Here is a 25067-nt window from a genome sequence, read left to right on the forward strand (position 1 = left end):
CCCGTTGGAAGAACTGCGCATCGCGCAGTTCTTCCACCCCGAGTCCAGGGCTTGCCCTGGTTCGGGTCGAGGGGCGAACAGCCCCCGCGGGGCCCGGGGCAGCGCCCCGGCGCGGCGGTTTGCGATGAGACTATGCTCAGCCCTCGCGGGAGCGGGGAGACGTCAGGAGCAGCAGAAGAAGTCGCGCCGCTCGACGAACGCGAGCGCCGCGAGATCCGTTCGGATCAAGTCCCGCGCGCCGCGTGCGCCCACGGCCACGAGCACGAAGTGCTTTGCTGGATCGAGGGAAACCTTGGGCACGATCGGCGCCCCGCGCGCCGTGCGGCCGATCTTCTTCGGATCGATGTCCACGAACGCGGCGGCCTTCGCGCCCTCGGCCGCGAGTGCCCGCGCGAGCTTGCGCCCCGTCGGACCCGCGCCCCACACCACGAGCGCGCGCGGATCCCGCGCGAGGCGCGGTGCGAGGTAGTGCGCCTTCGCTTCGATGAATCGTACGATCGCGTAACGGCTGTCGCGGAACGTCGCGCGGCCTGGGTGGTGACGCCAGCGGAGGAGCGTTCGATCCACCTTGGCGAGCCCGTAGCCCGCGGCGTGGAGCCGGAGCCAGAGGTCGTAGTCCTCGGGCCAGTGCACGTCGCGGAACGCGCCCACGGCCTCGAACGCCTCGCGTCGCAGCATCACGGAGGGATGGCAGAGCGGAGCCTCGACGAAGATCTCGCGGTCGTGATCCTCGGTCGTCACGATCGCGTTTTGCCACGCCACGTACCGCGCGAGCCCCTCGCCGACGGCCTCGTCCGGGAACGGCTCCACACGTGTCCCGACGACGCCGAGGCGGTCGTCCTTGCGGAGCGCGTCGACCTGCAGCCGGAGCCGATCCGGGAGCGAGACGTCGTCCGCATCCATGCGCGCGAGGAAGGGCGCGCGCGCGGCCGCATGCGCGCAGGCGAGGGCACGCGCGATCCCTACGCCGCCCGTCTGGAGCGCCGCGATGCGCGGATCGTTCGCAGCCAAGCGCGCGATGAGCGCGGGTCCTCCATCGGTCGAGCCATCGTCGACGGCGAGGACCTCGATCGGCACGTCGCGCTCGGCGAGAATGCCCGCGAGCGCCTCCTCCAGCGTGTTCTCCGCGTTGCGATAGGGGATCAGGACGGAGACGAGCGGCGACACGGAAGGGCAGAGCTATGGCAGCCTGCGGCTCTTCCGCAACGACTCGCCGGTCGCGAGCCACTCGCGCGCCTCTTGCTCGTCCGTGAAGCGGCGGATGAACTTGTCCGCGCCCGTCTCGCGGGCGAGGCGGCTCATGTGGAGCGCGAGCACCTCGCTCTCGAGCACGGTCGCCAGGCGCCGCACGCCCATCGTCTTCGCGAGCTCGTGCACCTCGCGGACCTCCTCGACCACGTTCGGCGACGCGGGCCGGAATTTCCGCATGTCGGCGAAGATTTTGAGGTCGGAGCCGGTGAGCGTCACGGCCGAGCGTCGCAGCTCCGCGAGGAACTGCTTCATCTCGTCGACCTGCACGAGCCCTTCGATGGAGAACTCGATCAGCGTGTTCAGCTTGTCGAGCTTGATCTGGAACATGCGCGGAGCTCCGGGAGCGAACGCGACGATACCACGCCCGCGTGTCCGCCGAGAACGTGCCGCGGGCGCCTCGCCGCGCGGCTCACTTCTTGAACTTGCTGAGATGCGTGATGTACCAGCGACCCTGCCAGGAGATGATCACGCGCACCTCGATCGACTGCGTCTGCTCGCCGATCCGGTAGCGGAGCTTTCCGCGGAAGGTGCGGTAGTAGCCGATCTTGTTGCCCTCGTCGCCGGGCGGCACCCACTTCGGCGTGGAGCCGAGCTCGAACTTCTCGAACGTCGCGCCCTCCCACGACTTGCGCTTCTTGTGCAGGGCGTGGATGTCGCGCGCGTAGGTCCGGTGCAGTTGGTCCCAGTACTTGTCCGCGCCCTTCACGTCCTTCAGCGGGATGAAGGGCTCCTTCGGGAACCAGAACGACTCACCGCGCGCCGGATCGTCGGCCACGATCGCGTTGAAGAGCGCGGCGGCGCGCTTCTGCAGCTCTTCGCTGTCGAGCGGCGGCAGGACCTTGTTGTCCGCCACGTACGGCGCCGCGACCTCGGCCGCGTCGCTGCCCGCGTCCGAGATCGCGGCCGTCGCCGCGTCGCCCGCCGAAGCATCCGCGGGAGGCGCCTCCGCGTCCGCCGCGCCGCCGTCTGCGATCGGAGCCGCAGGGGAGGGCGGGGGAGCGACTGCGCTCGCCGTGGATGCCGCGAGTTCTTTCTGGGGGTCCGGGGGCGCCTGCGCGCTCGTGCATGCGGAGAGCACGACGAGCGCGAAGGCTTTTTGGAGCGAGAGGCCGTTGCGCAGGATGGCTACTTGTCCTTTTCGACGATGATGAGCTGGACGCGGCGGTTCTTCGCGCGCTGCGCGGCCGTCACGTTCGGCCCGAGCGGTTTGTCCTGACCGTAGCCCTTCGCCACGAGGCGCGAGGCGTCGACGCCCGCCGCGATGAGCCACGTCCGCACGGCCTGGGCGCGCTGCTCGCTGAGCGTCTGGTTGCGCTCGCGCGTGCCCGTGTTGTCCGTGTGCCCTTGGATCTCGACCTTGCGGATCTTCGGGCTTTGCTGCAGGACGTCCGCGATCTCCTCGAGCAGCGTGTTCGAGTCGCCGAGGATCTTCGCCGAGTCGCTCTCGAAGTGCACCTGCCGCGAGATCTTGATCTCGTTGCCCTGCACCTTGACGTTCGCGGCCCGCGCTGCCGGGCGCTTGTTCATCGCGAGCGCGACCTTCGCCTCGTCGTTCAGGCGCACGTCCGCGTCGCTCACGTGGTTCATGAAGCCCGCGGCCTCGGCGCGGATCTTCGTCGCACCAAGCGGCAGATCGCGGAACGTCACCGCGCCCTTGCCGTCGGCCGTCGCCGTGCGCTCCTTGCCCGTCGCGTCGACGATGCGCACGACCGCCGCGGGGATCGGCTCGCCCGTCTCGGCGTCACGCACGACCGCCGCGATCGCGCCGATCTTCGGAAGCGCTTCGAGCGCGCAGTCGACGTCCACGATCGCCGGACCTTGCTGCGGCGGAGGCGTCGCGGGGGCCGGCGCCGGGGGCTGCGGCAGCCCCGTGCTGGGCTGACCGAACGGCGCCTGCGGCGCGCCGAACTGACCCTGCGCGCCGAACTGACCTTGGGCACCGAACGGCGCTTGCGGCGCGCCGAACTGTCCTTGCGCGCCGAACTGCCCCGCCGGGGGCTGCGCGGGCTGCGCCGGTTGCGCCGGCGGCTCGGCCTTCGGAAGCGTGGGCGGCGGCGGCGCGACCACGGTCGCCTGGCACGTCGCCGGCTTGTAGCCCGGCGCGCGCACCGAGAACGTGTACGTCCCCGGCTCGAGGTGACGCGTGAGGAACGTGCCGCCGGCGCTCGTCGCGAACGGCGGATCCTGGCTCCCCTCGATGGAGACGATCGCGTCGGGGATCACGGCCTCGGGCTTGTTCGTCTCGTGCACCGTGCCGCGGACGAACGACTGCGGCGCCGGCAGGATCACGGGCTCCGGCGGCGGAGGCGGCGGAGGCGGCGGAGGCGGAGGCGGAGGCGGCGGCGGCTCCTTCGTGTCGTACGCGTACGCGAGCCCGAGGTAGACCGTCCACGGCGCTTGCGGCGCGATCTCCTCGATGAACACCGAGGTCGCCGAGAGGCCGATGTCCACGGCTGCGTGCGCCGACAGGCCGCGGAACGCCTTGCTGAACGGCGTCACGCGCGTGCCGATCGTGAGGCGCGAGGGCAGCGCTGCGTAGCCGGGGCCGCCTGCGGTCTGCGGATCATCCGCGCTGAAGTCGGCGAGCCCGAGGCAGACGTCGCCGCGCGAGACCCAGCCCGTGTGACACTCGTAGTCTTGTCGGTTCACGGGGATGTCGACCGTGTACTCGACGTACGGCTGCGCGAAGCGGAAGGGCAGCTCCACGCCGATCCACGGCGTGAAGAAGTCGACGCGGTTGATCCCGAGGCCGAAGCGCTCGATGCGCGAGATCGGCTGCCGCTCGCGGCCGTCGCGGTACTCGAGGGCGCGCCCCTCTTCCACCTCGCGCACGAGCTGACCGGAGTTGTCGACCTTGTAGCCGAGGTTCACGTTGATGCGCAGCGGGAAGCCTTGGCCGCCGGGCTTGCGGAAGTCGGCGCTCGCGAGGGCGCGGAAGAACGCGCTCGTGCCCGCGCCGGAGACGCCCACGCTGCCCGTGCCGTTCAGCAAGAAGAGCTGCGCCTCGGCGCCGAACGAGAAGTACGACCCGACGCGCGACGGCGTGAACAGCTTCAAGCCGAAGTTCGTGTCGCCGAGGACCTGCAGGAGCTGCGGCTTGCCTTGATCGTTCGAGTTCGCGTACGTGCGGATCGCCGCGAACGCCTCGAGGAACGAGAACGGCGTCGCGCTCAGTGCGAAGAACGCGCCGACGTGACTCGCCGAGTCCGCGAGGTTGTCGCGCGTGCAGGTGATCCGCTGCCCGGCGGCCGTCGAGAGATCCGGATCGCAGAGGAAGTTCGAGGTCGAGAAGAAGTCGCTGAGGAACGAGACGCGGAACGTCCCGGCCGCGCCCGAGCCGGCGTACGAGGTGCGCAAAAGGCCGGTCGAGCCAAACGTGTTCGGCTGCTCGATCAGCGTGCGCGCGCGCTCTTCGAGCTCGTCGACCTTCGGCGGCTCGACGGCCTTCTCCCCGGGGGGCTGCGGCTCTTGCGGGAGCGCGCCCTGGCCGGCGGGCGGCTGCTGTCCTGGAGGCGGCGGTAGCTGTCCTGGAGCGGGCTGGAACTGTCCTGGAGGCGGTTGGAACTGTCCTGGAGCCGGCTGGAACTGTCCTGGAGGCGGCTGGAACTGTCCTGGAGCCGGCTGGAACTGTCCGGGCGGGGGCTGGAACTGCCCCGGTTGCGGCTGGAACTGCCCCGGCGGCGGCTGCGGGCCGAACGGCTGCTGCGCCTTGGCGTCCGCAGTGACCAGGAGGCAGAAGGCCATGGGAAGCGCGGTGAGCGCGACGAGCCGCAGCGGCTCGGCAAAGGAGGCGTTCTCAAGCGTACGCATCGACCCTCGAAAGGCAGGGAAGGGGTCTCTCCCCCCACGGGAGTGGACCGTCCTCGCTGCGCGGGCGGTTGTACCATTCCCCCGAGAAAGCAGAAACTATCCGGTTGTGTCCCGGTACGGATCGGGGCCACTTCGCGGAATCACCCGTCGGAACGACGTAATTCGACGCTCGGGGCTTCGGGTCGCCCGAGAGGCGCCCTTCGCCCCGAACCCCATGCTACGAAGGGGCCAACATGGGTTCCCGCGGCCGAATCCTGATCGTTGACGACGAGGCCAACGCGCGGGCTGCGCTCGCCGAGATCCTGCGCGAAGAGGGGTACACGACGGAGACGGCGGCCGACGGCTTCAAGGCCCTCGGAAAGCTGGAAGAGTTCGCGCCCGACGTCGTCCTGACCGACCTCAAGATGCCGGGCCTCGACGGCATCGGCCTCATGGAAAAGGCGCAGGAGTCGCGCACCACGGCGACGTTCGTGGTGATGACCGCGTTCGGCACCATCTCGAACGCGGTCGAGGCCGTCAAAAAAGGCGCCTACAACTACCTCACGAAGCCGCTCGACTTCCAGGTGCTCGAGGTCGTCGTCGAGCGCGCGGTCGAGCAAGCGCGCCTGCTCCAAGAGAACTCGCGCCTCCGGCAGAAGCTACGCGAGCGAAACGCCTTCGGGCACGTGATCGCCTCGCATCCGAGCATGGTCAAGCTCCTCCGGCTCGTGGAGCAGGTCGCGCCGAGCCGCGCCAGCGTGCTCATCGTGGGCGAGACGGGCACGGGCAAGGAGCTCATCGCCGAGATGATCCACCGCGGCAGCCCCCGCGCGAAGGCGCCGCTCGTGCGGCTCAACTGCGCGGCGCTCAGCGAATCGCTCCTCGAGAGCGAGCTCTTCGGCCACGAGAAAGGCGCGTTCACGGGCGCGGTCGGCCGGCGCGAGGGCCGCTTCGAACAGGCCAGCGGCGGCACGCTGTTCCTCGACGAGGTCAGCGAGATCCCGCTGGCCACGCAGGTCAAGCTCCTGCGCTTTCTGCAAGAGCGCACGATCGAACGTGTCGGCGGCAACGAGACCTTGAAGGTCGACGTGCGCATCATCGCCGCGACGAACAAGGACCTGAAGCAGCGCATCGCCGAGGGCCAGTTCCGCGAGGATCTCTACTACCGGCTCAACGTCGTCACGCTGGAGATCCCGCCGCTCCGCCAGCGCGCGAGCGACATCCCCGAGCTCGCGGCCTTCTTCCTCGGCCGGTACGCCGAGGAGAACGGCAAGCGCATCGAAGGTTTTACCGACGACGCCCTCGCGGCGCTCGCGGCGTACGGCTGGCCCGGCAACGTGCGCGAGCTCGAAAATGCGGTCGAGCGCGCCGTGGTCCTCTGCGACGGACCACGCGTCGAGCGGCGCCACTTGCCTGCCTCGCTCGACGCGGGCGGCGGCGAGGGCGCGATGCCGCCGATCCCCGGCAGCACGATCTACGATCTGGAGAAGTACGCGATCCTCCGGACCCTGGAAGCGTGCAAGGGATCCACCTCGAAGGCCGCGACGATCCTCGGCATCAGCCCGCGCAAGATCCAGTACAAGCTGCACGAGTACACGAGCAGCGTGCCCGGCGTGCGTCGCGAGGGCGGTGAGGACGGCGGATGAGCGAGGCCGGGGCGATCGACGTAGGCGGCGGCGAGGACAGCGGCGCAGCGAGCGAGAGCGCGGCCGCGGGCGAGACATTGATCGAGGTGCGTGGCCTCCGGAAGACCTTCCGCATCGGGTTTTGGGGCCGGCGCGTCGAGGCGGTGAAGGGCGTCGACCTCGACGTCCGCCGCGGCGAGATCTTCGGCTTCCTCGGGCCGAACGGCGCGGGCAAGACCACGACGATCAAGATGCTCACGGGCCTCATCAAGCCCACGGGCGGCGAGGCGTTCCTCTTCGGCGCGCGCGTGCCGAGCGCGGAGGCGCGGCGCCGGATCGGCTTCCTCCCGGAAAACCCCTACGTCTACCCGTACCTGACCCCGCGTGAGTTCGTCACGCTCTGCGGCCGCCTCTCGGGCCTCGCGGGCGCCGCGCTCGCGTCGCGGACGCAGGCGATGCTCGCGAAGGTGGGCATCGCGTACGCGGCCGACAGGCCGGTGCGCCGCCTCTCGAAGGGCATGCTCCAGCGGACGGGCCTCGCGGCGGCGCTCGTCTCGGATCCGGAGCTCCTCGTCCTGGACGAGCCGATGAGCGGCCTCGATCCGGTCGGGCGCAAAGAGGTGCGTGATCTCATCCTCGAAGAGCGCGCGGCGGGCCGCACCATCTTCTTCTCGACGCACATCCTGAGCGACGTCGAGGCGATGTGTGATCGTGTGGCCATCCTGCGCGAGGGTCGGGTCGTCGTGCGTGGCGCGCTTCGCAAGCTCCTGCGCGGCGACGTGCTTCGGACGGATGTGACGCTCGCGGGTGCGAGCGAGGCCCTGCGCCGATCGTTCGAGCAGCAAGGACATGGCGTGCGGACGCGGGCGGATGTGGTCGTCGTGGAGATCGAGGGCGAGAAGCAGGTCGGCGACGTCCTCCGGGCGGCGCTCGACGAGGGCGCGCAGGTCCTCGAAGTCGTCCCGCGGCGCGAGACGCTCGAGGACCTTTTCATGCGACGGGCGCTTTCGCAGGGTTTGACGCGCGAGGACTGAATCCCTCCCGGAACCGCTCTGCGAATTCCTTCATCAACGGTTCATACGCCGCGGGATCCGGAAAACCCTCGAAACTGTGCAGGGCGGGTGTGCTCGCCCAGGGGAGCTTTTCCCGGGTACACGTTTCGATGAACGGCCAGAACCAGCTCGGATCGTCGAGCATCGTCGGGCGGACGATGACGATCGTGTCCACGCCGGGGGGCCGGTTGAACATCCAGGTCATGCAATACGGGCAGAAGAAATGGCGCACCGGGCCGTGCAGGCCACCGATCACGGGCTCGCCCTGCGTCACCTGAAAGCCGTCGCTCGGAAGCAAAATGCCGAGCGAGAAGGCGCTGGCGCTCATTCGCTGACAGCCAGTGCAGTGGCAGGCCGCCGTGACCATCGGCGGGGCGGTGATCTTCAGCCGGACCTGACCACAGCGACATCCGCCTTCCCAGGGCAATTTCCAATCGTTCATCTCGCCTCCCGTTCGGGGATGTGTGGCAGGTTTGCCTGACAGTCAAGGCATTGGCGGGCGTGTTCGTGAAGGGGCGGTTCGGGTTGTCGGCGTGGGGTTCGGACACCGTCCGATTCACGGTGCGGCGCGCGCCGGAGGCCGCGCTAGGCTCGCGGCCTTCCTGGAGGAATCATGCGCTTTTGGCTTCGATCATTCGTCCTTCTCTCGCTCGCCTCGGGCCTGCTCGCCTGTGGGGATGATTCGGACACGAACGGCCCGGGCGGCTCCGGCGACTGCACCTGCTCCGTGACGATCCAAGACGACGCGCGGGACCTTGCGTGCGGCGAGTCGGCGTGTGTCGGGCCGATCGACGACGACCGGTGGGTGACCTGTGGCGAGGGGGGCCCGGTCATCGGAAACAGGCTTTGCATTCTCGATCGCTGGGAGGCGACCACGCCCAAGGAGCACGACTGCGACGGCCGGCAGACCTGCGCCCCCGACACGTATTGCGTCGTTCGCGCCGGCGAGCCGCCGCGGCAGACCGAGTGCCGGCCCCTTCCCGCCGGGTGTACGCCGACGACGAACGGCAGCGACTTCTGCGATTGTCTCGAGCCGGACGCGATGATGGCTGGCGTCTGCGCCGGAGCGTCCTACGTCAATAACTGCGACTACACCGATCCGCGCGCGATGGAAGTCTTCTGCAACGATTGAGCCCCACGAAGCAGGCTCAGTTCGGGAACACCAGCCGCAATGCGACCCGGGCGACGTGATCTTCCACGATCCGTCGCCCGGCTTCGCCTCCCGCGCCCGCGATTTGCTCGAGGTCCGCGTCCGCGAGGAGCGCGAGGTGCATGATCAAGCCGGTCATCGTCTGTATCGTCAGCCGCGCCTCGGCAACGTCGAGGCCGCCCATGTTCGCGATGAGCGATGCGAATCCGTCGAGCATGGGCCCGCGCACGTGCCGGGCCCGCTGCGGCTCGAGGCGACCGAGCTCGGCATTGAGCCTCGCGCGCAGCTTGAGGCTCTGCCGCTCCGCGACCGCGAAGCAATAGATCCGCCGCGCCGCCTGCTCGATCAGGGTGCGCGGGTCCGTTTGCGTCGCGAGCGCGGCGAGCTCGACGACCAGCGCGCCGAGTCGCTCGTAATAGGTGTCGAGGCAAGCCTCCAGCAGGCTCTCCTTGGTCGGGAAATAGTAGTGGATCGTTCCGAGGCTCACGCCCGCGCGCGTCGCGACCTGCCGGACCGCCACGTCGACCTCGCCGTCGTCCGTCTCGACGAGCTCGTGTCGCGCCGCGGCGACGATCCGGTTCCAGGTCTCCTCGGAGCAGGCGTCCTTGGGGCGCACCATGGGTGGCGCGATAGCATACCCGCGCCCGATTTCCCGCTCAGAGTAGGCAAATGTGCATCGGCGTGAAACCTTCGACGCCGAGGTGCACGATCGTCCCCTGATCGCCCACGAGAAACCCATCCACGAGCTCGTAGGCGACATCGTGGAAATCCACCTCGAAGGGCAATTTCACCCGTTCGAGCTGGCCTCCCTCCGAGGTCGAGCCGCTCTGAAACCACACTGTGCTCCGCCGCCCCACGGCCAGCAGCTCGCCGATGCCGCTATGGCGGTTGTGATCCACAGCGAGAATCTCTTCTCCGGCCATGACCGCATTCGCCGTCGGCCAGGGCACGTACGAGGGCGGCGGCCTCGGCTCGGTCTGCTTGGGAAGCACCTGCGTGAGCCAAACCCCGTCGCCCATGATGAACCCCCGTTCCGCGAGGACCCGGAGCGTCGCCTGCGCCGGCGGCGGACGCGGAATACACACGATTTCCTCGTCCCGAAACTTGCAGAGCACCATCGCGCCGCCCGTGCCCACGACGCACAGATACTCTCCGCAGCCCCCGAGGGAATGGAGGTCCGCCGTCGTCCGCGTCTTCACGGCCTGCCAGACCCCTTCTTTCGACCGCTTCACCATGGCGCCGCCCGCGCCCACGGCCACGGTCGTCGACCCGAAGTGGCTCACCGCGAAAAGCGCCGCCGAGGTCCCGGTCTGTTCAACCTGCCAAACCCCATTCACGTCCCGGTGAACGGCCGCCCCGTTGGATCCCACCGCGATGTACGGCAGGTTTTTCCGGAGCTCCTCCGTGATGGTTGTCCCGTTCTCGTAATAGGCCGCGGGGACGATCGCGTACAGGTTCTCGGTCGTCCGCGGGTCCTCCTTTTGCCAGCCCGCCTTCGCGTCGCGCACGAGCGCCGTCCCGTGGTCGCCCACGACGATGATCCGCCCCTCGCGTATCCTGTGGATCCCGCGCAGCGACTCCGTCGTGCCGCTGTCCTCCCGCTCGAATCGATACAGGTAGCCCGGACGTTTTCTGCCCTCCGGGAGGTGCCTTATCTCGAAAGGTTTTTCGTCGTGGCCCAGCGACGCGAGCGGTTTCTGCGGGCCGGGCGCCGGACCACACCGATCCTCCCAGCCCACGCCGCCGGACGAGGCGCACGCCGGAAGCCCGAGCAGGCCTGCGAGCAAGATTGCGCGTTCCGCCTTCATTGCGCGACCTCCTCGGCGTCGATCACGTAGAGCCCGGCGAGCCGGCCCTCGTCGCGGTGGCTCCCGCTCGTGTTCCGATCGCCGAGCCGCGTCGAATCCAGCACCACGAAATGGTCCCCCGCCGGCAAGTCGGCCGTGACCTCCACCTCGTATTGCCCCGCGTCCGCGTGGGCGCAGACGACGGGCTTATCGTGACAACCGCTCCGGATCTCCAGCGCGGGCTGGAAATGCGCCGCCGCGCGGAGGCGGATGCGCGCCGGCGCGGCCAGGGACAGCCGGTGCACCGATTCTCCCCCGAGGAGGCCACATGAGGCGCGCGCGCCCCCCGACTTCGATTGGAACTCCCCGTAGGCCCGTTCGCCCGGACGAAGGAGCGGCGCGCTCGAGCAGAGCGGCGCGACGAGCGCGGGCTCCTCGGGGCGGATCACCGCGGTCTTCGAGGTGTCGCGATCGACGCGGAGCGTGTACGTCCCCGCCTCGTCCCAGAGGTTTCCGTCGACGATGACCCAGTAAAAATCGGGTTCGAGCGGGAGCGACAGCGTCGCCTTTTGGCCCGCATGCGCGCCCTTGCAGCCGATGCCGAGGCGACCCGGGCCCTTGATCTTCTGCTGGATCTGGATCACGCCCTCGAACGTCTCGGGGAGGAATTCGAAGCGATAACTCGCCGCCTCGCGCACCTCGAAGCCGTAGAGGTGATCGAGGTCCTGGCCCACACGCCCACCATTTTTGCAGTACGAGCCGCCGCTATGGTCCGGCGAGCGCGTGTCCCCACGCGAAACCTTGCCGAGCTCGAGCGTCCTCTTCGGTTCGGTGAGGACCGGCGTATCCGGAGACGTGTTGATCCGCGGGACTTTCGCGCACGCCGAGAGCGCGCAGAGGAGCGCGGCGAGGAGAGGGGCGGGGGAGAGCTTCATGAAGCCGGCGCCATCTTGCCCGGGACGACGGGGCGCGTCCACGATGAAGGTGAGCCGGGATGCAGGCCTGTCGGGCGTTCAGCCCTCGCCCACCGCTTCCTCCAGCTCGGCCACACGCGCGGCGAGCTCCGCGGCGGCCTTTTTGGCCGCCAAGAGCTCGGCCTTCTTTTGTGCCTTCTCCGCGTCGGCCCTGGCGCGCGCCAGGGCTTCCTCCTGCACGACCATTTCGTCGCGTTGCTTTTTCATGGTGGAGAGCTCCACCTCGGCCGCCGCGATGCGCCGGTCGAGCTCTCGGATGGTGAGCCGCTCCGCGCTCGATCCTTGACGGAAGAAGGAATCGGCCCAGCCGGTCCCGAGCTCGGGCGTCTTGTGCTGGGTTTCGCCGAGCTTGCCGTGGATGGATTTGCGCAGCGCATTGAAGGCGTCGATGCATTGCTTGCGCGAGCCGACGGAACGGAAATCGGCGATGTTCTGGGCCACGGCGTCCTGCGCCTTGGTCTTGTCATCGCCGAGCACGACCAGATTCGCGAGCCTGACCCCGATCTCCTGGAGCTGCGCGCTCGAGGACGCCTGGAGCGAGGGGGGCCAATGGCGCATGGTATCGAGCTGTCCGCCGAGGATGGGGCGTTTGAGCTCGCTCGGCCTCTGGGTCGCGAAGTAATGGGCGTACGGGAGGGCGCCGCGGTCGTTCTTCGCCTCGATGAGGGTCAGGGCGGCAATGCTGTCGGTGAGGCGGTCGAGGTCGGCGTCCAAAAACTCCACGGCGGCGTTCGCCGCGAACCGTTCGCCGATCAGCGCGAGCTCCGCCATCAAGGTGGCGTCGAGCTGCGAGCGGAAGGTGTCGAACTCGGGCAGCAAAGGCACCGCGAGCGGATGCGACACGAGGCGCCCGCGGGTGAAAAAGAACTCTTCATACAGGGTGAGAATGCCCGTCCGCGCGACGAGCGTGACGATTCCAGCCATGACGGCACCCTAACGTGGCACACATGCAGGGGGCAACACAAAACTGGATGGATCACGCGCGTCGAGCCTCGACGGGGAGTTTGCGGCGGCCGGAGGGCCAAGGTGCGCGACGCGGGGTGGATCCGGGCGGCCGACTGGCTGCCGTCGAGGGGTGACGGGGGGCGGGGGGCGCGGGACTGGCTTGCGTCGAGGGGTGACGGGGGGCGCGGCAGGATGGACTTCGTTTCGTCGAGAGGACGCGGCGGGGTTTCGGGCGGGGATCGGGGACCGGCTGCGCGTTGGGGGTCGGCGGGGGCAGAGATCCACGGGACGCGAGGCGTCGCGGGGCGGGGGAGGCAAGCCTCCAAGGGGCGTCGACGTCGCCCCGGCGCAGGGGGCGCCCGCGTGGGCGGGGCGAGGGAGGGCAGGAGGCGGAGGGCCGATCGAAAAGGAGCGTCGAGCGTCGAGGCGGGAAGTCACGCCTCCTCGTAGGCTTGGGGCGTTGCCGGGGCCGAGGGTGCTTTCGTCGAACAGGAAGCCGTTCCCGTCAGGGGAGCGCGAGAAACGCAGCGGACGCTTCCGGTCCGTGATCCCCGACGGCGTGACCGGCGCTGTCGAGGGGTTCCATGGATCGCTCCCTCCGGTCATCAGCACGCACCCCGAGAGCACGTTCGTGGAAGTCAAGGCTGTCAAGGGGGTCGTCAACCTGGAGTACGCCCAGTACCAGATCCTCGGCATGCTCGACGCGCTCTCCAAGTCGCCGGCGGCCTTCTCCACAGGACCCGATCGGGCCTATCCCTCGCTGTACTTCGTCGTGTGTGGTGACACGACGATCGGCACGGACATCGGGGACGTTGCTGCTTCCCGCAACATCCTCGTCTGGGTGTCCCCGGTTCGTGACCACGGGGCTGGCGAGCTCCAGGTATCTCGCCCTTGGTGCATGAACTGCGGAGCCGTCCTTCAAGGCAAGCAGCTCCCTGCCCCCACCCTCGACGGCCCTTCGTTCCATGTTCAGAAGCTGCGCGCTTCGGGCGACCGGGGCCTGGACAAGCCGATCCTCGATGACGGCCTCGTCGGACACCCTGGAACGCCTGGTAACACGCGCCCCCATTGAGAGAAATCCCATGAAGAGCGACCCGCGTAGTCGTCGTCCCACCAACACGAAAGGCTGGGCCAAGTGCTGGTCTGTCAAAAAATCCGAAGTCGAGGCGCTCCTGGCCGAGGAGAAGTGGACGCTGGATCCCGAGCACAGCATTCCTCATCATCCTGCGTATGTCTCCGATCGTGGTGAGCTCCTCTTCGTCTCTGCGAGCGGGAAGGGCCTCCTCTATGCGTCGCGACAGGAGTTGATGGAGAAGAGCGCCGCGCGGGCCAGCGAGCCCCAACCACAGCACGTCCTCGAAGGCAACCTCCCCCAGGGCGCGCATTTCATCGAGGCGGTGCCCTCGCTCATCGACGAGCTCGCAAGCATCCTCAAAATCCCCCGCGAATCTTTCGACAGCTCCTTCGATAGCCTCTACCTCGTGGAAAAAGCCCTGAAGAAGATCCGTCCCAAGAGGCGCATCCTCGAAATCCCCAACCTCTTCCCGGGGCTCGTCGCGTATGCCGGCGAGGTCATGCGCAAGGAGACCGGAGGCGAGTGGTTCCTCACGGAGGTTCACGAGACCACCGGACCGATCTACGAGCCGTATGTCCGTTATGGTCCGGGAGGGCGATACATGAATCCGTGGCTGGAGCTCTACAAGTCGATCACCGAGCCGGGACGCATCTCTCTCCACGTCCTCGCCTCTGTCGAGATCCCGCACCCGGACGATTTGAAGCCCAGGGTGATCGTCGAGAACGAGGCACCCGACGACGACTACGAGTTTTACATGGAGTACGTGGAAACCCCTCAGGGTGGCGCATATCGTCCGGCGATGCGCCGCCGGACCCATTAGCTCGCCCGCGCTTGCGGCGCCGGGCCCGGGGACGGCTGTCACATGGCGTTCGCGATGCGGATCGCCTGGCGGAGCTTTTCGTCATTGGAGTTCCATTCGAACCTGCCCCCGACCGAGCCGGAGGGCTGCCGATCACGGGTTCCGTCGTGCTCGGTGCGGGAGATCGACCACTCGATGATGTACAGGCCGGCGTCGGGCTTGATCCGGATACCGGTGGGGAACGTCTGCCGGAAGGAGGGGGTGGTCGCGAATTGCTTGCACTGGGCGAGCGGCGTGACCTCGGAGAAGGCCTTCTGCTTGGCCTGTTCGGGGGTATGGATCGCGGCGGAGAGGGTGATGGGATGTTCGCCGCGCTGGTCGACGGCTCCCCCCGGTACGTCGATGGCCGACCAGATATCGTAGGCGAACTCGAACTGAGGCTCGAAGGCAAGCGTGCGGAGGTCCGGCACGGAGACGCCCCAGATGACTTGCTCGTAGGCATCCCTATTCCTCATCATCTGGTACCCCCACTTGGGGCGGAACCGGAACTGTCCCTGGATCTTGTGGCAATGGTCCTCGGTCCACACCACCTTGAAATCGCATTCATCGCCGTCGGGATCTTGGATGTAGCCCGATTCTTCCGAAGGCCTCTGTGCCATTGGAGATGGTCCCTTTCCTCGGACCGTGCGGGGTCGCGCGTTCCAACGCTGAGTATGTAGAGGCTGGCACGCGGGGGGCGCTATAGGACCTTGGTCCCATGCCAGGAAGCCTGCCCGTGGTGTACAGGTTCGTGGGCTCTCGTCTTGCCCAGAAAGAGAGATGCTCGCGGAAACCTGGCGCCCTGCGCTGGGTCGGATTTATCCGCTGATGGCTGCGGAATTGGAGATTGCAACGGCGTTGCCGATCGTGGTCTGCGCCCGTGACAGCGACCGGGCAAGCGCAGGACCGCCCCGCGTGATCGCCGAGGAATTGGCAATCGCCACGGCGTCGCCAATGACGGTATAGGCATCACTCATCGAGTCCGCGATGGCCGCTGCGTGGCCCCGGCTGAAGGAGCCCGACCGAGAGACGGCCAGAGCGTTCCCGAGCACGCTCTGCGCCTGTGCCAGCGACTGGCTGATCGCCCCCACACCCGGCCCGGCGACGGCCGCCGAATTGGCTACCGCTCGCGCCTCCCCGAGCGCGGTAATGGCGACCGCAATGGATGTGGAGACGGCGACGCTGACCCCCGGCCGCACGGGTGGATCCGTACGCAGCTCGATGGGCTCCTCGCGCACGGATTCATCCGCGGAGACCACCGATGCCCCACTGAGAGCGAGCAACGAGGAGCCGACGACGATGCCCTTGATGAACTTCATGATTACATCCCCCTGCCCGCCCAGGACAACGCTGGGAGGGCAAGCTCATCGTTGAGCCCAACGGGCGGACGTCCACAGGGGAAAGCGCATGTTCGATCTCGGGAGCCGATCCTCCCGGCATTCGCCTCCGCTGCCGCTGCCGCTGCTTGCGGGACGCGCATTCAAAGCGCTCGTCCGGGTCTGGATGTCGCGGAGACCCTGGGCTACATCGAAACAGTGGACGACGGGCTGCGCAATGCGCTCGACCGATATCATCGGACCGCTGCCATCCACGCCTCTTCCTCCACGGCGAGCCCTATCGCGCGGCGCCGGTCGGATCGGCGAGGCGGGTCGCGATTTGGCGCAGCTCTGCGCAGGTCTGTGACAACTCCTTCGACCGGCGCAAGGGAAGCGTGCTAGGCGTCGGGGCGGAGGAACTCCCGGTTCTGATGGTGCACCCGTATCGCCGCGACAGCACGCCCCCCGAGGCACCGATGCGAGACTCGGCGGAGGACCGGCTCGGCAGGCTTCGCTCGGTCCGCCGCCCCACCAGGCAGAGCGTCGTTTTACCCCTCGTGTTTGCCTCGTGCCTGCTCGTTTTGACCAGCGCCTTGGGCGCCACCGCGGACGGCTTGCGCGGGTTCCTCCTCTCGTTGCCGTTTGGCCTCGCTTGCTTCGCCTTGCTGGCCATCCATGCCATGCGCCAGCGGGACCTCCGCATCGAGGTCCACGACAGCGGTCTCGTCGTCCATCGGGGGCGTGCTCGCGACGTTATCGTCTTCGAGGACGTCGACGAGCTCTGGTTCGAGCTCGAGCGGCGCTACTTGCCGGCCGGGGAGCTGGCGCTCATCCGCGCGGTGCGGCTCGTCGAGCATGGCGGCGCCAAGCACACGGTTCCGCTCTACGTCGAGCTTGGGTACGAGATCACCCGGCATATCGTCCGTCACTGCTCCCTGCCGCTCGCGGCTGACGCGGAGAAGGCGCTGCGCGCGGGAGAGACGCTCACCTTCGGAAAGGTGCGTCTCGACGCCCAGGGAATCATCCTGGGACAGAGCCGCGCGGCGTGGAAAGACCTGAGGCTCGTCCGCATGCAGCCCAGTAGGATTGTGTTTTTCCGAGGACAGACCGTGATTCCGTGGCGCACGGTTTCCGTCGACAAGGTCCCGCATCCCACGGTCTTCATGAACCTCGTGCGCGCCTGCGCGCCACGGATCGAGGTTGACGATCCCCTCGCCTCGCAGATGGAATGAGACCGAGCGGGTGAGCTACATCGAGCGGCCTTTGATTTCGTGAGCCATTTCGACCATGGACGCTCTTGTCGTCTGGATTTGCGCGCTGGAGGCGGGTTACGTGCTCGGAGAACCGTGGCGCGCCTGGGCTGAGCGCCGTATCGAGGAGCTCCCGAGCGCGCCACCATGGCTCGTTCAGCTCATGGACGCATCCGACGCCAGAGAGGCGCTCCACGCATGCTGGGAGGGCGCTGCGGAAACGGCAAACACCTGGTCCGGCGTGGACGGGACGGCGCTGCGGCTCGGCTTCCTCTGGCTCCGGCACGCGGAGGGGCGCATCGCCCTCGCGGATTTGCTCAAAGAGGCGGGCAGAGTGGCGGACGCAGCCAACCACTCGGCGCCGAGCTGCGAGGCGTTCTACCTGCTGCTCGACGAGATGGACGGCGGCGGCCCCGTCGACCTGGCCCCCGGCCCCGGAACGGTCGACCAACGCGCCGCGCTGCTCTTCGCGCAGCATGCGCAGCTCGCTCGTTACGAATGGGAGGAGATTGCGGGTGCGTAGAGGGTTTGACGTTGCTCCCGGGCCGGATACGGCTTACCGGGGTCATCGCCCGGCAGAACACCGGAAGGCATTGGGCGGTGCGGAGGACAGGTCAACGTGCAAAACATGCTCGATCCGAACCCGAGGCTTCGTTCCGAGGCCGAGTGGCGTGCGTTGCTCGGCGGGTTGGTCGAGTCGCTATCGGCGTTCACCGGCCTTCGGTTCGAGTCGACCTCGTGGTTCGTCAGCGACGACCAGCCGGGTCATGCCTGCGCATCCAACTGCGTGAATGTCCGCGGGGTGGTCAACCCGGCCTTGCGGCTCGAGGTCTGCGGAGTCGTGTGCGTCACCGTCAACTTCGGGAAGGCTGCCTGGGCATCCTGTGACCTCCTCTTGTTCGCCAATGGCAAGCGAGTCCTCGGGCCGGGTGATCTAGACTTCGTGTTCCTGCCCTATAGCGAGGCCGGGTGGTCGAGTCGCGGCTGGGTGCAGGATGAGACCGGGGAGTGGGAGTCACATACGACCGACGCGAGGTGGCGCTCGACCTGACAGCGCGTTGCCTATCGCGCGGCGCCGGTCAGATCGGCGAGGCGGGTCGCGATTTGGCGCAGCTCTGCGCAGGTCTGTGACAACTCCTGGGAGCTCTGCTCCGTGTCCTTTGCGGATCGCGTGAGCTCCGTCATCGAGGCATTGACCTGCGCGACGGCCGTCGTCTGGTGCTTCGTGCTGGTTTCGATTTCGCGCGTCGCCATGGTCGTGGCGCTGACCTGCCCGTTGATGCGCTCGAAGGAATCGAGGACATGGCCGAATTCGGCGACGATCGCGGCGACGGCTTTCGTACCCTCGTTCGTCGCTTTCGTCGTCTGGGTGGTCGCATCGCGGACCGCGTCCGTCAACTGTCGAATGCCACGGGCCGAGGTGCCCACGCGGCTTGCCAGGTTGCGGATCTCTTTGGCGACCGTACCGAAGCGCAGCCCCGCCTCGCCCGTATTGGCGGCCTCGATGGCGGCGTTGACCGAGAGGATATGGGTCTGTTCGCTGAGCTCGTTGATGATATCGACGATGCCGACGATTTCCTGAGAGCTTTGGCCGAGCGTGCCCATGCGCTTGACGATCTCGTCGATCCTGGCGCGCATGCTGGCGAAGCTCTCTTGGGCGCGTTTGACGACCTCGTCGCCGTTGCGGGCGCTCGCGCCGGTCTCCGTGGCGATGGCGGCGACGCCCCGCGTCGATTCGGCGATTTGCCTGGACGCCGTGTGCAGCGCTTGGAGCGTGGAGCTGACCTCGGTGGCCGCGGAGGACAGCTCGCGCGCGCCGTTCAGGAGCCTCGCGGCGTTCGCCTCCAGATCGGTCGACGAGCGCTCGAGGCCGCGCAGCACCTCGGCGATTTCGCGCGTGAGCGCGCGGCTGAGAAAGAAGCCCAGGCCGAGCGCGGCGACGACGAGGGCGAGCGTGCCCCCAATGGCCGCGGTCGCGGCGGTCTTGGCGCGCGCTACCCGCTCGTTGGCGAGCGCCTCCTGGGCCTTGATGAGCTTCGAGAGGGTGAGGACGGCTTGCGCCGCGGGCGGGTTGGTCTCGTTCGCGCGGTAGACCTTGGCCTCCTCGAGCTTGCCCGCGTCGATGAGCTCGAAGTAGCCGGGTCGCGCGCGGGTATAAGCGGCGAACGCGCGATGCCACACGTCGACGAGCGCTCGCTCCTCGGCGGAGAGCGGCAGCGCCGCATAAGCATCGATGTGCTCCGTGGTTTGCGCGATTCGCGCGGAGCTCGCAGCGGCGATTTCTTCGCGGCTGGCGATATCCCCGAGCATGTAATTGGGAAGCGCGAAGCGCAGCTCCCACAAATTACGCTCGGCGCCAGAGAGGTGTATCGATGCCTGCAAGTTCTGGGCGGAGAGCGCCGAGAGCTCGCTCGATACCTGGCGGATGTTCCACGACCCAACGCCACCCACGATTGCGGTGAGGAAAAGAAGGACCCCGAGCAGGCGGCCGATCCTGCCTCGAAAAAGAACTTGCAGCATGGTCACTCTAGATACCAAGTACCGCAAGGGCGCGCCGGGATCCAGGGGTGTGGCGCGAGACGGGGCCGCGCCATCGTCATTCCAGAACGGACAGACGAGCGCGAGGTCCGTGTCCGCCGCCGCGTCCGCTCGCGTACCTATTCGTCGACGACGCGAATGGGTATCCCATCGAATTCGGTCTCACGCTCGAGAACGGTACACGAATGGATTTCGCTTGCCGCTTCCGCTCCCGCTCGGACGTCGCCGAGCAGCCTGCGATCACGACCGGGAAAAAACGGCGCATCCCCAGGCAAACGAAGGCCCCTCCCGCCGCGTGGACGAGAGGGGCCCCGGATCGGCTCGTTTGCCGCGCTTTCTCACCTCATGGAGGCGTGATCAGGTGCGACTCGTCGTCCGACGTGCTCGCGGCGGCACGCTTGCCGAGCCGCTCCTCGTACCAGCGACGCGCCACGCGGCCGGCCACGTCACGGCTGCCGAGCCCGAAGGCGAGCGCCGCCGCGAGCGCGATCGCGCCGAGCGTCAGGGAAAACGCGAGCGTCACGATCTCCTCGGCGATCTGCAGCTCGCGCAGCGCCATGAACGCGCCGAGCGCCAGGATGCCCGCCCGGATCGCCCCCGCTACGAGCGGACGCTGCGACGTCGTCGCCGCCGGCGCCTCGCCCGGCACGACCGTCCCGTTCGTCTCGAGCATCCGCGCGCGCACCCAGTTCCCGAAGAGCAGCGCCGCGCCGAAGATCACCGCCGCCGCCAGCACGTGCGGCAAGTACGCGATGATCGCCGCGATCCCCGAGGCCACGGCGCCGAGCCGCCACGCGTCGGCCGCGTACATCGCCACGATGAGCATCGTCACCCAGAAGACGATCGACGCGCCCCAGCGTGATCCCTGCTCCGTCCGGTCCGCTCGCACCGCAATGCCGAGCTTGTCGATCAGCCGGTCGAAGCCCACCCGGTGCAGGAGCGGCCTCGCGATCGACGCGAGCAGTCTCGCGATGAAATAACCGACGATCAGGATGGCGAGACCCCACAGGAGATCCGGCAAAAACGCGAGGAAGTCGTTCCACGCAGCCCTGAGCCAATACGTGCTCCGATCCATGTTCGGTCCTCCGACCCGGACACGAATGCAATGCGCGGACCGGCTCGACCGGGCGTATTCTTCCGTCCGATCGGCGAATCCCGCCGGCTTCGTCCGTTTCTCCGCGCGCTCCGGTTTCCGCGCGAAAAAAACGAAATCGAGGCGACGTCAGGAGTGCGGCGCGGCGGGCGCGGGCGCGGGTGGCGGCTGCTGCGCCGCCATGTTGCGGCGAATGTAGAGCGCCGCGCCGGCGCCGACGAGGGCCGCGAGCACCACCGCGAGCACCCAGATCGCCGTCGCCGGGCTGCCCGCGGGCTCGGGCCGCGAGGACACCTTTGCCGAAGGAGGAACGCTGTGCGGCGCGGAATGCGGTACGACGAACGCGGGCGGCGGCGTCGGGCGCGGGCTCACCGGGCCGAACGGTGAGATCATCGGCTCGGGCGGCGCGGGGCGCTCACCGGGCGCGAGCGGCGGACGCCCGCGTCCCGTCGAGATGCGCACCGTGGGCATGCGCCGCGGATCGACGCTGCTCGCGATGGCGACCTTGCCTGCGGTCTCCGCGGTCTTCGGCGCGTAGGCCGCGGGGAGCGCCGTCGGGCCGACGTAGGCGCGCGCCTCGCGCTCGCCGCCGCCGACGAGGACGTTGTTCTGGTTCGGAGGGACCGAGGGCCGAAGGACGGGGGGCGGCTCCGGCGACGCACCTGCCCCGAACGAGGGATCGACGAGATCGCCGTCGTGCTCCGAATTCGAGGGTCTTCTCGCGCTCATGCGTCTCTTCACGCACCCCCTCGTCGCCGCGCACCGTGTCGACGGAAGGACGGGGGCACTTTTTGCGTATCCCAGGCCCAGGAGATCGCCAAGGGGGTATCGCGCGCCTCCGCCACTTTCCTGCCACTCCTTGGGCGCGGTGGGAGGACAGCCAACGCTCGCGGTATCGCGTGTGCGCTGTCGTCAAGCTTCCGTTGATTTTTGCTCGCGTCCCTTGCACTCTGACGTCTGGCGTCGCGTGGCGCCCACGTCCGCATCGGGCACTTCGCTCCGTGCGTCATGGGGGACCAAAGGGACGCCGCGGTGGGGGAGCCTGCCGTTTTCGGAGCGCCGGAATCCACGGACATGAACCCGCTCGTCCCCGACTTCATCCTGTACCAGGACACGAGGGGGAAGACCGAAGGCAACTTCGCGGCGGCGGCGCTCTTCATCGACATCCCGGGCTTCACGAACCTCACGGAGAAGCTCTTCCCGCACGGTCGCGAGGGCGCCGAGATCCTCGCCGGCACGTTGCGCTTCTACTTCGACCCGCTCATCGGCGCGGTGCACGAGCTCGGCGGGATCATCGTCGGCTTCGCGGGCGACGCGTTCACGGCCATCTTCCCGCACTCGACGGGGCGCAACGTCGCCGAGCACGCGCTCGCCGCGGCGCTCAAGATGCGCCAGTTCTTCTTGAACCGCGCCGTCCGCGCCACGCGCTTCGGCACGTTCCCCTTCTCGTACAAGGTCGGCCTCTCGTGGGGCGCCGTCGAGTGGGGCATCGTCCGCACCTCACCCGAGCGCGCGTACTGCTACTTCCGTGGCCCCGCGATCGACAAGTGCGCCTCGATCGAGCACCACGCCGAGAAGGGCGACATCCTCATGGATCTCGCCATCCAGCAGCGCATCCCGGGCCGCGCCGTCACGCCCGTCGCCGAGGGCGTCCTCAAGCTCGCGGACACCTCCGACATGCCGCTGCCGCCCGTGCCGCGCGTCCGCCCGCATGGCGAAGGCGCGCACTTCGTCCCGCCTGGGATCCGCGACATGCCGCCGCAGGGCGAGTTCCGCCATGTCACGAGCGTCTTCGTCTCGTTTGATCAGATCCCGAGCTTCGAGGAGCTCATCAAGCTCGTCGACGTCGAGGCGAGCCGCTACGGCGGGACGTTCACGGGCGTCGACTCGGGCGACAAGGGCATCAACTGCCTCATCCACTTCGGCGCGCCGATCACGCACGAGAACGACACCGAGCGCGCGCTCGACTTCGCGCTCGGCCTCCGCAAGAACGCGCCGAAGGGGATGCAGATCCGCGCGGGCATCACCCACGGCCTCCGGTACGCGGGCTTCAACGGCGGCACCGACCGGAAGGAGTTCGCTTGCCTCGGCCCCGCGACGAACCTCGCGGCGCGCCTCATGATGAAGGCGCCGTGGAAGGAGCTCTGGTGCGACGGCGAGGTCTCCGTCCGCGCCCAGGGCACGCACCACTTCAAGCCCGCGGGGGATCATCTCTTCAAGGGCTTCGAGCAGCCGATCAGCGCCTACACCCTCGATCGCAAGCGTGTCGCCGTGCAGCGCGAGTTCCTCGCCCGCGGCCTCGTGGGGCGCGAGCAGGAGCTCGAAACGCTCACCACGCACCTCGGTCCGATCTTCGCTGGCGAGAACGCGGGCATCACCTACGTCGACGGCGAGCCCGGCCTCGGCAAGAGCTTCCTCGTCGACACGTACCGCCGCAAGCTCGAGGACAACAAGAAAGACCGCCCGATCCTCTGGATCGACGCGCGCTGTGATCAGACGCTCCGCTCGAGCTTGAACCCCTTCGAGTACGCGCTGAAGGAGTACTTCGCGCAGTCGTCGGCGACGGGCCGCGAGGAGAGGCACGTCAACTTCGATGACGTCCTCGATCGCTTGATCGACCGCCTCCCGGACAGCGAGGCTCAGCTCAAGCGCGAGCTCGAAAAGGCCCGCAGCATCTTCGCCGCGATGATCGGCATCCGCTGGGACGGCTCGGTCTACGAGCGCATGGATCCGAAGCTCCGCTTCGCCGGCGCGCTCTCCGCGCTCTCGCTCTGGCTGCGCGCCGAGAGCCTCCTCCAGCCCGTGATCTTCCACCTCGAAGACGCGCACTGGGCCGACGGCGACTCGCTCGAAGCGATCAGCCACGTCGCGCAGGCCGTGAAGGATTGCCCCGTCGCGATCCTCTGCACCTGCCGCAACAACGACGACGGTAGCCCCTTCCGCATCGAGCTCGACGACAACGTCCCGCAGCACGCCGTGACGCTCGGCCCGCTCTCGCGCGAGAAGCTGCGCGAGCTCGCCGAGGGCCTCATGGGCGGCCCCGTCTCCGAGGTCCTCGCCATGTTCCTGAGCGAAAACGCGAACGGCAATCCGTTCTTCGCGCAGGAGATCATGACGTACTGGCTCGAAGCGAATCAGCTCGCGGGCAAGAAGAAGGAGAAGGAGGACACGGGCGTCTCGACGCCGAGCATTTTCCTCCTCCCGAACGACGTCAACAGCCTGCTCATCGCGCGGCTCGATCGCCTCGAGCCCAAGGTCAAGCGCGTCGTCCAGGCCGCCGCCACGCTCGGCCGCGAGTTCGACCTGCGCATCCTCTCGCGCATGATGGACGACGACCCGCTCCTGCCCGAGCTCGTCCGCGTCGGCGAGGAGCAGTGCATCTGGTCGCCGATGAGCAAAGGTCGCTACCGCTTCAGCAACGTGCTCCTGCGAAACGCGGCGTACGAGATGCAGTCGCGCGCGCGCTTGCAGGAGCTGCATCGCCGCGCGGCCGAGGCCATCGAGAACGCGCACGAGGACGAGCTCACGGGTCAGCTCACGGCGCTCGGGCGGCACTGGCAACGCGCGGGACAACCGAAGTTCGCCCGCCGGTACTTCCTCGCCGGCGCACGCAAGGCCGCCGAGCGTTACGCCCACGGCGAGGCCAAGCGCCTGTACCGCGCCTACTTCAAGCTCACGACCGAGCCCACGCTGGAGAGCGTCGTCGTGCGGTACGAGTTCGGCCGCGACGTCCTCGAGCTCCAGGGGCGGCACGAGGAGGCCATGCAGGAGCACGTGCGTGTCCTCGACGAGGCGCAGAAGCTCGGCGATCGCGCCTCCGAGGCGCTCGGCCTCCTCGGCCTCGGCCGTGTCAACTGGGCGACGGGCCGGATCGAGAGCGCGCGCGCCTTCTACGAGCAGGCCCTCACGACGGCGCGCGAGGCGCAGAGCTTGTGGAACGAGGGGCTCGCGCTGAAGAACCTCGCGGTCCTGCACAAGGAGCAAGGCCGATTCGAGCTCTCGCGGACCTTCTTCGAGCAGGCCCTCGACATCGCACGCAAGGTCGGAAACCGCCGCGACGAGGGCAAGATCCTGGGAGACCTCGCCAGCCTGCACCACCAGCAGGGCCACGTGAACGAGGCCGTCGCGCTCCAGGAGCAGGCCCAGGCCATCGCCCGCGAGCTCGGCTGAGCTCGCGTTTCTTGGGCCGCCGCGCCGGGGCGCTGCCCCGGGCCCCGCGGGGGCTACGCGCCCCTCGACCCGCGCCAGGGCAAGCCCTGGACCTCAGGGGGAAGAACTGCGCGATGCGCAGTTCTTCCCACGGGCCGATGCAAGACCAGGGACAGTGTTGCCAGTCGCGGCGGTCTTGCTTGGCAGCGTCGCTCGCCGGTCTTGCCTCGGCCTG

Annotated in this window: 23 protein-coding genes; 9 read left to right on the top strand and 14 right to left on the bottom strand. The window is 68.3% G+C overall.

Features of this window, described 5'->3' with window-relative positions:
• Positions 1-162: 162 nt before the first annotated feature.
• From KEG38_RS36885 to KEG38_RS36900, 4 genes are all read right to left on the bottom strand, one after another.
• Positions 163-1167 carry a glycosyltransferase gene (locus KEG38_RS36885; protein WP_272425099.1) on the bottom strand — a complete coding sequence of 335 codons (1005 nt, stop codon included), beginning with the start codon at positions 1165-1167 and terminating at the stop codon, positions 163-165.
• A 12-nt stretch (positions 1168-1179) separates the two neighbouring features.
• Positions 1180-1578 (bottom strand): STAS/SEC14 domain-containing protein, encoded by a 399-nt coding sequence (locus KEG38_RS36890; protein WP_272425100.1) that lies wholly within the window; start codon positions 1576-1578, stop codon positions 1180-1182.
• Positions 1579-1660: 82 nt separating this feature from the next.
• Positions 1661-2329: a hypothetical protein gene (locus tag KEG38_RS36895; protein WP_272425101.1), complete on the bottom strand. Its 669-nt coding sequence runs from the start codon at positions 2327-2329 to the stop codon at positions 1661-1663.
• Positions 2330-2376: 47 nt separating this feature from the next.
• On the bottom strand, positions 2377-5061 hold the full coding sequence (locus KEG38_RS36900) for an OmpA family protein (protein WP_272425102.1): 2685 nt from the start codon (positions 5059-5061) through the stop codon (positions 2377-2379).
• A 233-nt stretch (positions 5062-5294) separates the two neighbouring features.
• On the opposite strand from KEG38_RS36900, the gene KEG38_RS36905 reads away from it, so the two are divergent.
• Both KEG38_RS36905 and KEG38_RS36910 read left to right on the top strand, forming a co-directional pair.
• On the top strand, positions 5295-6686 hold the full coding sequence (locus KEG38_RS36905; protein WP_272425103.1) for a sigma-54-dependent transcriptional regulator: 1392 nt from the start codon (positions 5295-5297) through the stop codon (positions 6684-6686).
• Positions 6683-7699, top strand: coding sequence for an ABC transporter ATP-binding protein (locus KEG38_RS36910; RefSeq protein WP_272425104.1), 1017 nt, complete (start codon positions 6683-6685; stop codon positions 7697-7699). Before KEG38_RS36905 ends, KEG38_RS36910 begins: the two co-directional genes overlap by 4 nt.
• Here KEG38_RS36910 and KEG38_RS36915 read toward each other — a convergent pair.
• Entirely contained in the window at positions 7656-8159 is a 504-nt protein-coding gene (locus KEG38_RS36915) for a GFA family protein (protein WP_272425105.1), read from the bottom strand. The two genes, KEG38_RS36910 and KEG38_RS36915, sit on opposite strands and share 44 nt — an antisense overlap.
• Positions 8160-8330: 171 nt before the next feature.
• On the opposite strand from KEG38_RS36915, the gene KEG38_RS36920 reads away from it, so the two are divergent.
• A complete protein-coding gene (locus KEG38_RS36920; RefSeq protein WP_272425106.1) occupies positions 8331-8849 on the top strand; it encodes a hypothetical protein in 519 nt (172 codons plus the stop codon).
• A gap of 16 nt (positions 8850-8865) precedes the next feature.
• On the opposite strand, the gene KEG38_RS36925 is transcribed toward KEG38_RS36920, so the two are convergent.
• From KEG38_RS36925 to KEG38_RS36940, 4 genes are all read right to left on the bottom strand, one after another.
• Positions 8866-9486 carry a TetR/AcrR family transcriptional regulator gene (locus KEG38_RS36925; protein ID WP_272425107.1) on the bottom strand — a complete coding sequence of 207 codons (621 nt, stop codon included), beginning with the start codon at positions 9484-9486 and terminating at the stop codon, positions 8866-8868.
• Between the two features lie 37 nt (positions 9487-9523).
• Positions 9524-10675, bottom strand: coding sequence for a hypothetical protein (locus tag KEG38_RS36930; protein ID WP_272425108.1), 1152 nt, complete (start codon positions 10673-10675; stop codon positions 9524-9526).
• On the bottom strand, positions 10672-11589 hold the full coding sequence (locus tag KEG38_RS36935; RefSeq protein WP_272425109.1) for a hypothetical protein: 918 nt from the start codon (positions 11587-11589) through the stop codon (positions 10672-10674). The genes KEG38_RS36930 and KEG38_RS36935 overlap by 4 nt, the downstream gene beginning before the upstream one ends.
• 78 nt (positions 11590-11667) lie before the next feature.
• Positions 11668-12552: a hypothetical protein gene (locus tag KEG38_RS36940; protein WP_272425110.1), complete on the bottom strand. Its 885-nt coding sequence runs from the start codon at positions 12550-12552 to the stop codon at positions 11668-11670.
• A gap of 565 nt (positions 12553-13117) precedes the next feature.
• Between KEG38_RS36940 and KEG38_RS36945 the strand changes: the two genes are divergently transcribed.
• Together KEG38_RS36945 and KEG38_RS36950 are read left to right on the top strand one after the other, a co-directional pair.
• Positions 13118-13645 carry a hypothetical protein gene (locus tag KEG38_RS36945; RefSeq protein ID WP_272425111.1) on the top strand — a complete coding sequence of 176 codons (528 nt, stop codon included), beginning with the start codon at positions 13118-13120 and terminating at the stop codon, positions 13643-13645.
• A gap of 10 nt (positions 13646-13655) precedes the next feature.
• Positions 13656-14468, top strand: a complete 813-nt coding sequence (locus KEG38_RS36950) for a hypothetical protein (RefSeq protein ID WP_272425112.1) — start codon at positions 13656-13658, stop codon at positions 14466-14468.
• A gap of 38 nt (positions 14469-14506) precedes the next feature.
• On the opposite strand, the gene KEG38_RS36955 is transcribed toward KEG38_RS36950, so the two are convergent.
• Together KEG38_RS36955 and KEG38_RS36960 are read right to left on the bottom strand one after the other, a co-directional pair.
• Entirely contained in the window at positions 14507-15106 is a 600-nt protein-coding gene (locus tag KEG38_RS36955) for a hypothetical protein (RefSeq protein ID WP_272425113.1), read from the bottom strand.
• A gap of 198 nt (positions 15107-15304) precedes the next feature.
• Positions 15305-15805: a hypothetical protein gene (locus KEG38_RS36960; RefSeq protein ID WP_272425114.1), complete on the bottom strand. Its 501-nt coding sequence runs from the start codon at positions 15803-15805 to the stop codon at positions 15305-15307.
• Positions 15806-16278: 473 nt separating this feature from the next.
• Between KEG38_RS36960 and KEG38_RS36965 the strand changes: the two genes are divergently transcribed.
• From KEG38_RS36965 to KEG38_RS36975, 3 genes are all read left to right on the top strand, one after another.
• Positions 16279-17034, top strand: coding sequence for a DUF6585 family protein (locus tag KEG38_RS36965; protein ID WP_272425115.1), 756 nt, complete (start codon positions 16279-16281; stop codon positions 17032-17034).
• A gap of 55 nt (positions 17035-17089) precedes the next feature.
• A complete protein-coding gene (locus KEG38_RS36970; RefSeq protein ID WP_272425116.1) occupies positions 17090-17575 on the top strand; it encodes a hypothetical protein in 486 nt (161 codons plus the stop codon).
• A 105-nt stretch (positions 17576-17680) separates the two neighbouring features.
• Positions 17681-18103: a hypothetical protein gene (locus KEG38_RS36975; RefSeq protein ID WP_272425117.1), complete on the top strand. Its 423-nt coding sequence runs from the start codon at positions 17681-17683 to the stop codon at positions 18101-18103.
• Between the two features lie 11 nt (positions 18104-18114).
• On the opposite strand, the gene KEG38_RS36980 is transcribed toward KEG38_RS36975, so the two are convergent.
• The 3 genes from KEG38_RS36980 to KEG38_RS36990 all read right to left on the bottom strand — a co-directional run bounded on the left by KEG38_RS36980 (position 18115) and on the right by KEG38_RS36990 (position 21412).
• A complete protein-coding gene (locus KEG38_RS36980) occupies positions 18115-19572 on the bottom strand; it encodes a HAMP domain-containing methyl-accepting chemotaxis protein (protein WP_272425118.1) in 1458 nt (485 codons plus the stop codon).
• A gap of 361 nt (positions 19573-19933) precedes the next feature.
• Entirely contained in the window at positions 19934-20665 is a 732-nt protein-coding gene (locus KEG38_RS36985; RefSeq protein ID WP_272425119.1) for a mechanosensitive ion channel family protein, read from the bottom strand.
• A gap of 147 nt (positions 20666-20812) precedes the next feature.
• Positions 20813-21412, bottom strand: coding sequence for a hypothetical protein (locus KEG38_RS36990; RefSeq protein ID WP_272425120.1), 600 nt, complete (start codon positions 21410-21412; stop codon positions 20813-20815).
• Positions 21413-21757: 345 nt separating this feature from the next.
• On the opposite strand from KEG38_RS36990, the gene KEG38_RS36995 reads away from it, so the two are divergent.
• Positions 21758-24853: a tetratricopeptide repeat protein gene (locus KEG38_RS36995; protein ID WP_272425121.1), complete on the top strand. Its 3096-nt coding sequence runs from the start codon at positions 21758-21760 to the stop codon at positions 24851-24853.
• Positions 24854-25067: the final 214 nt, after the last annotated feature.

Source organism: Polyangium jinanense (genome assembly GCF_028435265.1).
Classification (GTDB): domain Bacteria; phylum Myxococcota_A; class Polyangia; order Polyangiales; family Polyangiaceae; genus Polyangium; species Polyangium jinanense.

What these genes read in the sequence shown, in the direction of transcription:
- KEG38_RS36910 (WP_272425104.1), top strand. Translation starts at nt 6,683, where the DNA reads ATGAGCGAGGCCGGGGCGATCGACGTAGGCGGCGGCGAGGACAGCGGC.
- KEG38_RS36985 (WP_272425119.1), bottom strand. Translation starts at nt 20,665, where the DNA reads ATGGATCGGAGCACGTATTGGCTCAGGGCTGCGTGGAACGACTTCCTC.
- KEG38_RS36955 (WP_272425113.1), bottom strand. Translation starts at nt 15,106, where the DNA reads ATGGCACAGAGGCCTTCGGAAGAATCGGGCTACATCCAAGATCCCGAC.
- KEG38_RS36930 (WP_272425108.1), bottom strand. Translation starts at nt 10,675, where the DNA reads ATGAAGGCGGAACGCGCAATCTTGCTCGCAGGCCTGCTCGGGCTTCCG.
- KEG38_RS36980 (WP_272425118.1), bottom strand. Translation starts at nt 19,572, where the DNA reads ATGCTGCAAGTTCTTTTTCGAGGCAGGATCGGCCGCCTGCTCGGGGTC.
- KEG38_RS36925 (WP_272425107.1), bottom strand. Translation starts at nt 9,486, where the DNA reads ATGGTGCGCCCCAAGGACGCCTGCTCCGAGGAGACCTGGAACCGGATC.
- KEG38_RS36960 (WP_272425114.1), bottom strand. Translation starts at nt 15,805, where the DNA reads ATGAAGTTCATCAAGGGCATCGTCGTCGGCTCCTCGTTGCTCGCTCTC.
- KEG38_RS36935 (WP_272425109.1), bottom strand. Translation starts at nt 11,589, where the DNA reads ATGAAGCTCTCCCCCGCCCCTCTCCTCGCCGCGCTCCTCTGCGCGCTC.
- KEG38_RS36905 (WP_272425103.1), top strand. Translation starts at nt 5,295, where the DNA reads ATGGGTTCCCGCGGCCGAATCCTGATCGTTGACGACGAGGCCAACGCG.
- KEG38_RS36915 (WP_272425105.1), bottom strand. Translation starts at nt 8,159, where the DNA reads ATGAACGATTGGAAATTGCCCTGGGAAGGCGGATGTCGCTGTGGTCAG.
- KEG38_RS36995 (WP_272425121.1), top strand. Translation starts at nt 21,758, where the DNA reads ATGAACCCGCTCGTCCCCGACTTCATCCTGTACCAGGACACGAGGGGG.
- KEG38_RS36890 (WP_272425100.1), bottom strand. Translation starts at nt 1,578, where the DNA reads ATGTTCCAGATCAAGCTCGACAAGCTGAACACGCTGATCGAGTTCTCC.
- KEG38_RS36990 (WP_272425120.1), bottom strand. Translation starts at nt 21,412, where the DNA reads ATGAGCGCGAGAAGACCCTCGAATTCGGAGCACGACGGCGATCTCGTC.
- KEG38_RS36950 (WP_272425112.1), top strand. Translation starts at nt 13,656, where the DNA reads ATGAAGAGCGACCCGCGTAGTCGTCGTCCCACCAACACGAAAGGCTGG.
- KEG38_RS36970 (WP_272425116.1), top strand. Translation starts at nt 17,090, where the DNA reads ATGGACGCTCTTGTCGTCTGGATTTGCGCGCTGGAGGCGGGTTACGTG.
- KEG38_RS36940 (WP_272425110.1), bottom strand. Translation starts at nt 12,552, where the DNA reads ATGGCTGGAATCGTCACGCTCGTCGCGCGGACGGGCATTCTCACCCTG.
- KEG38_RS36900 (WP_272425102.1), bottom strand. Translation starts at nt 5,061, where the DNA reads ATGCGTACGCTTGAGAACGCCTCCTTTGCCGAGCCGCTGCGGCTCGTC.
- KEG38_RS36965 (WP_272425115.1), top strand. Translation starts at nt 16,279, where the DNA reads ATGCGAGACTCGGCGGAGGACCGGCTCGGCAGGCTTCGCTCGGTCCGC.
- KEG38_RS36920 (WP_272425106.1), top strand. Translation starts at nt 8,331, where the DNA reads ATGCGCTTTTGGCTTCGATCATTCGTCCTTCTCTCGCTCGCCTCGGGC.
- KEG38_RS36975 (WP_272425117.1), top strand. Translation starts at nt 17,681, where the DNA reads ATGCTCGATCCGAACCCGAGGCTTCGTTCCGAGGCCGAGTGGCGTGCG.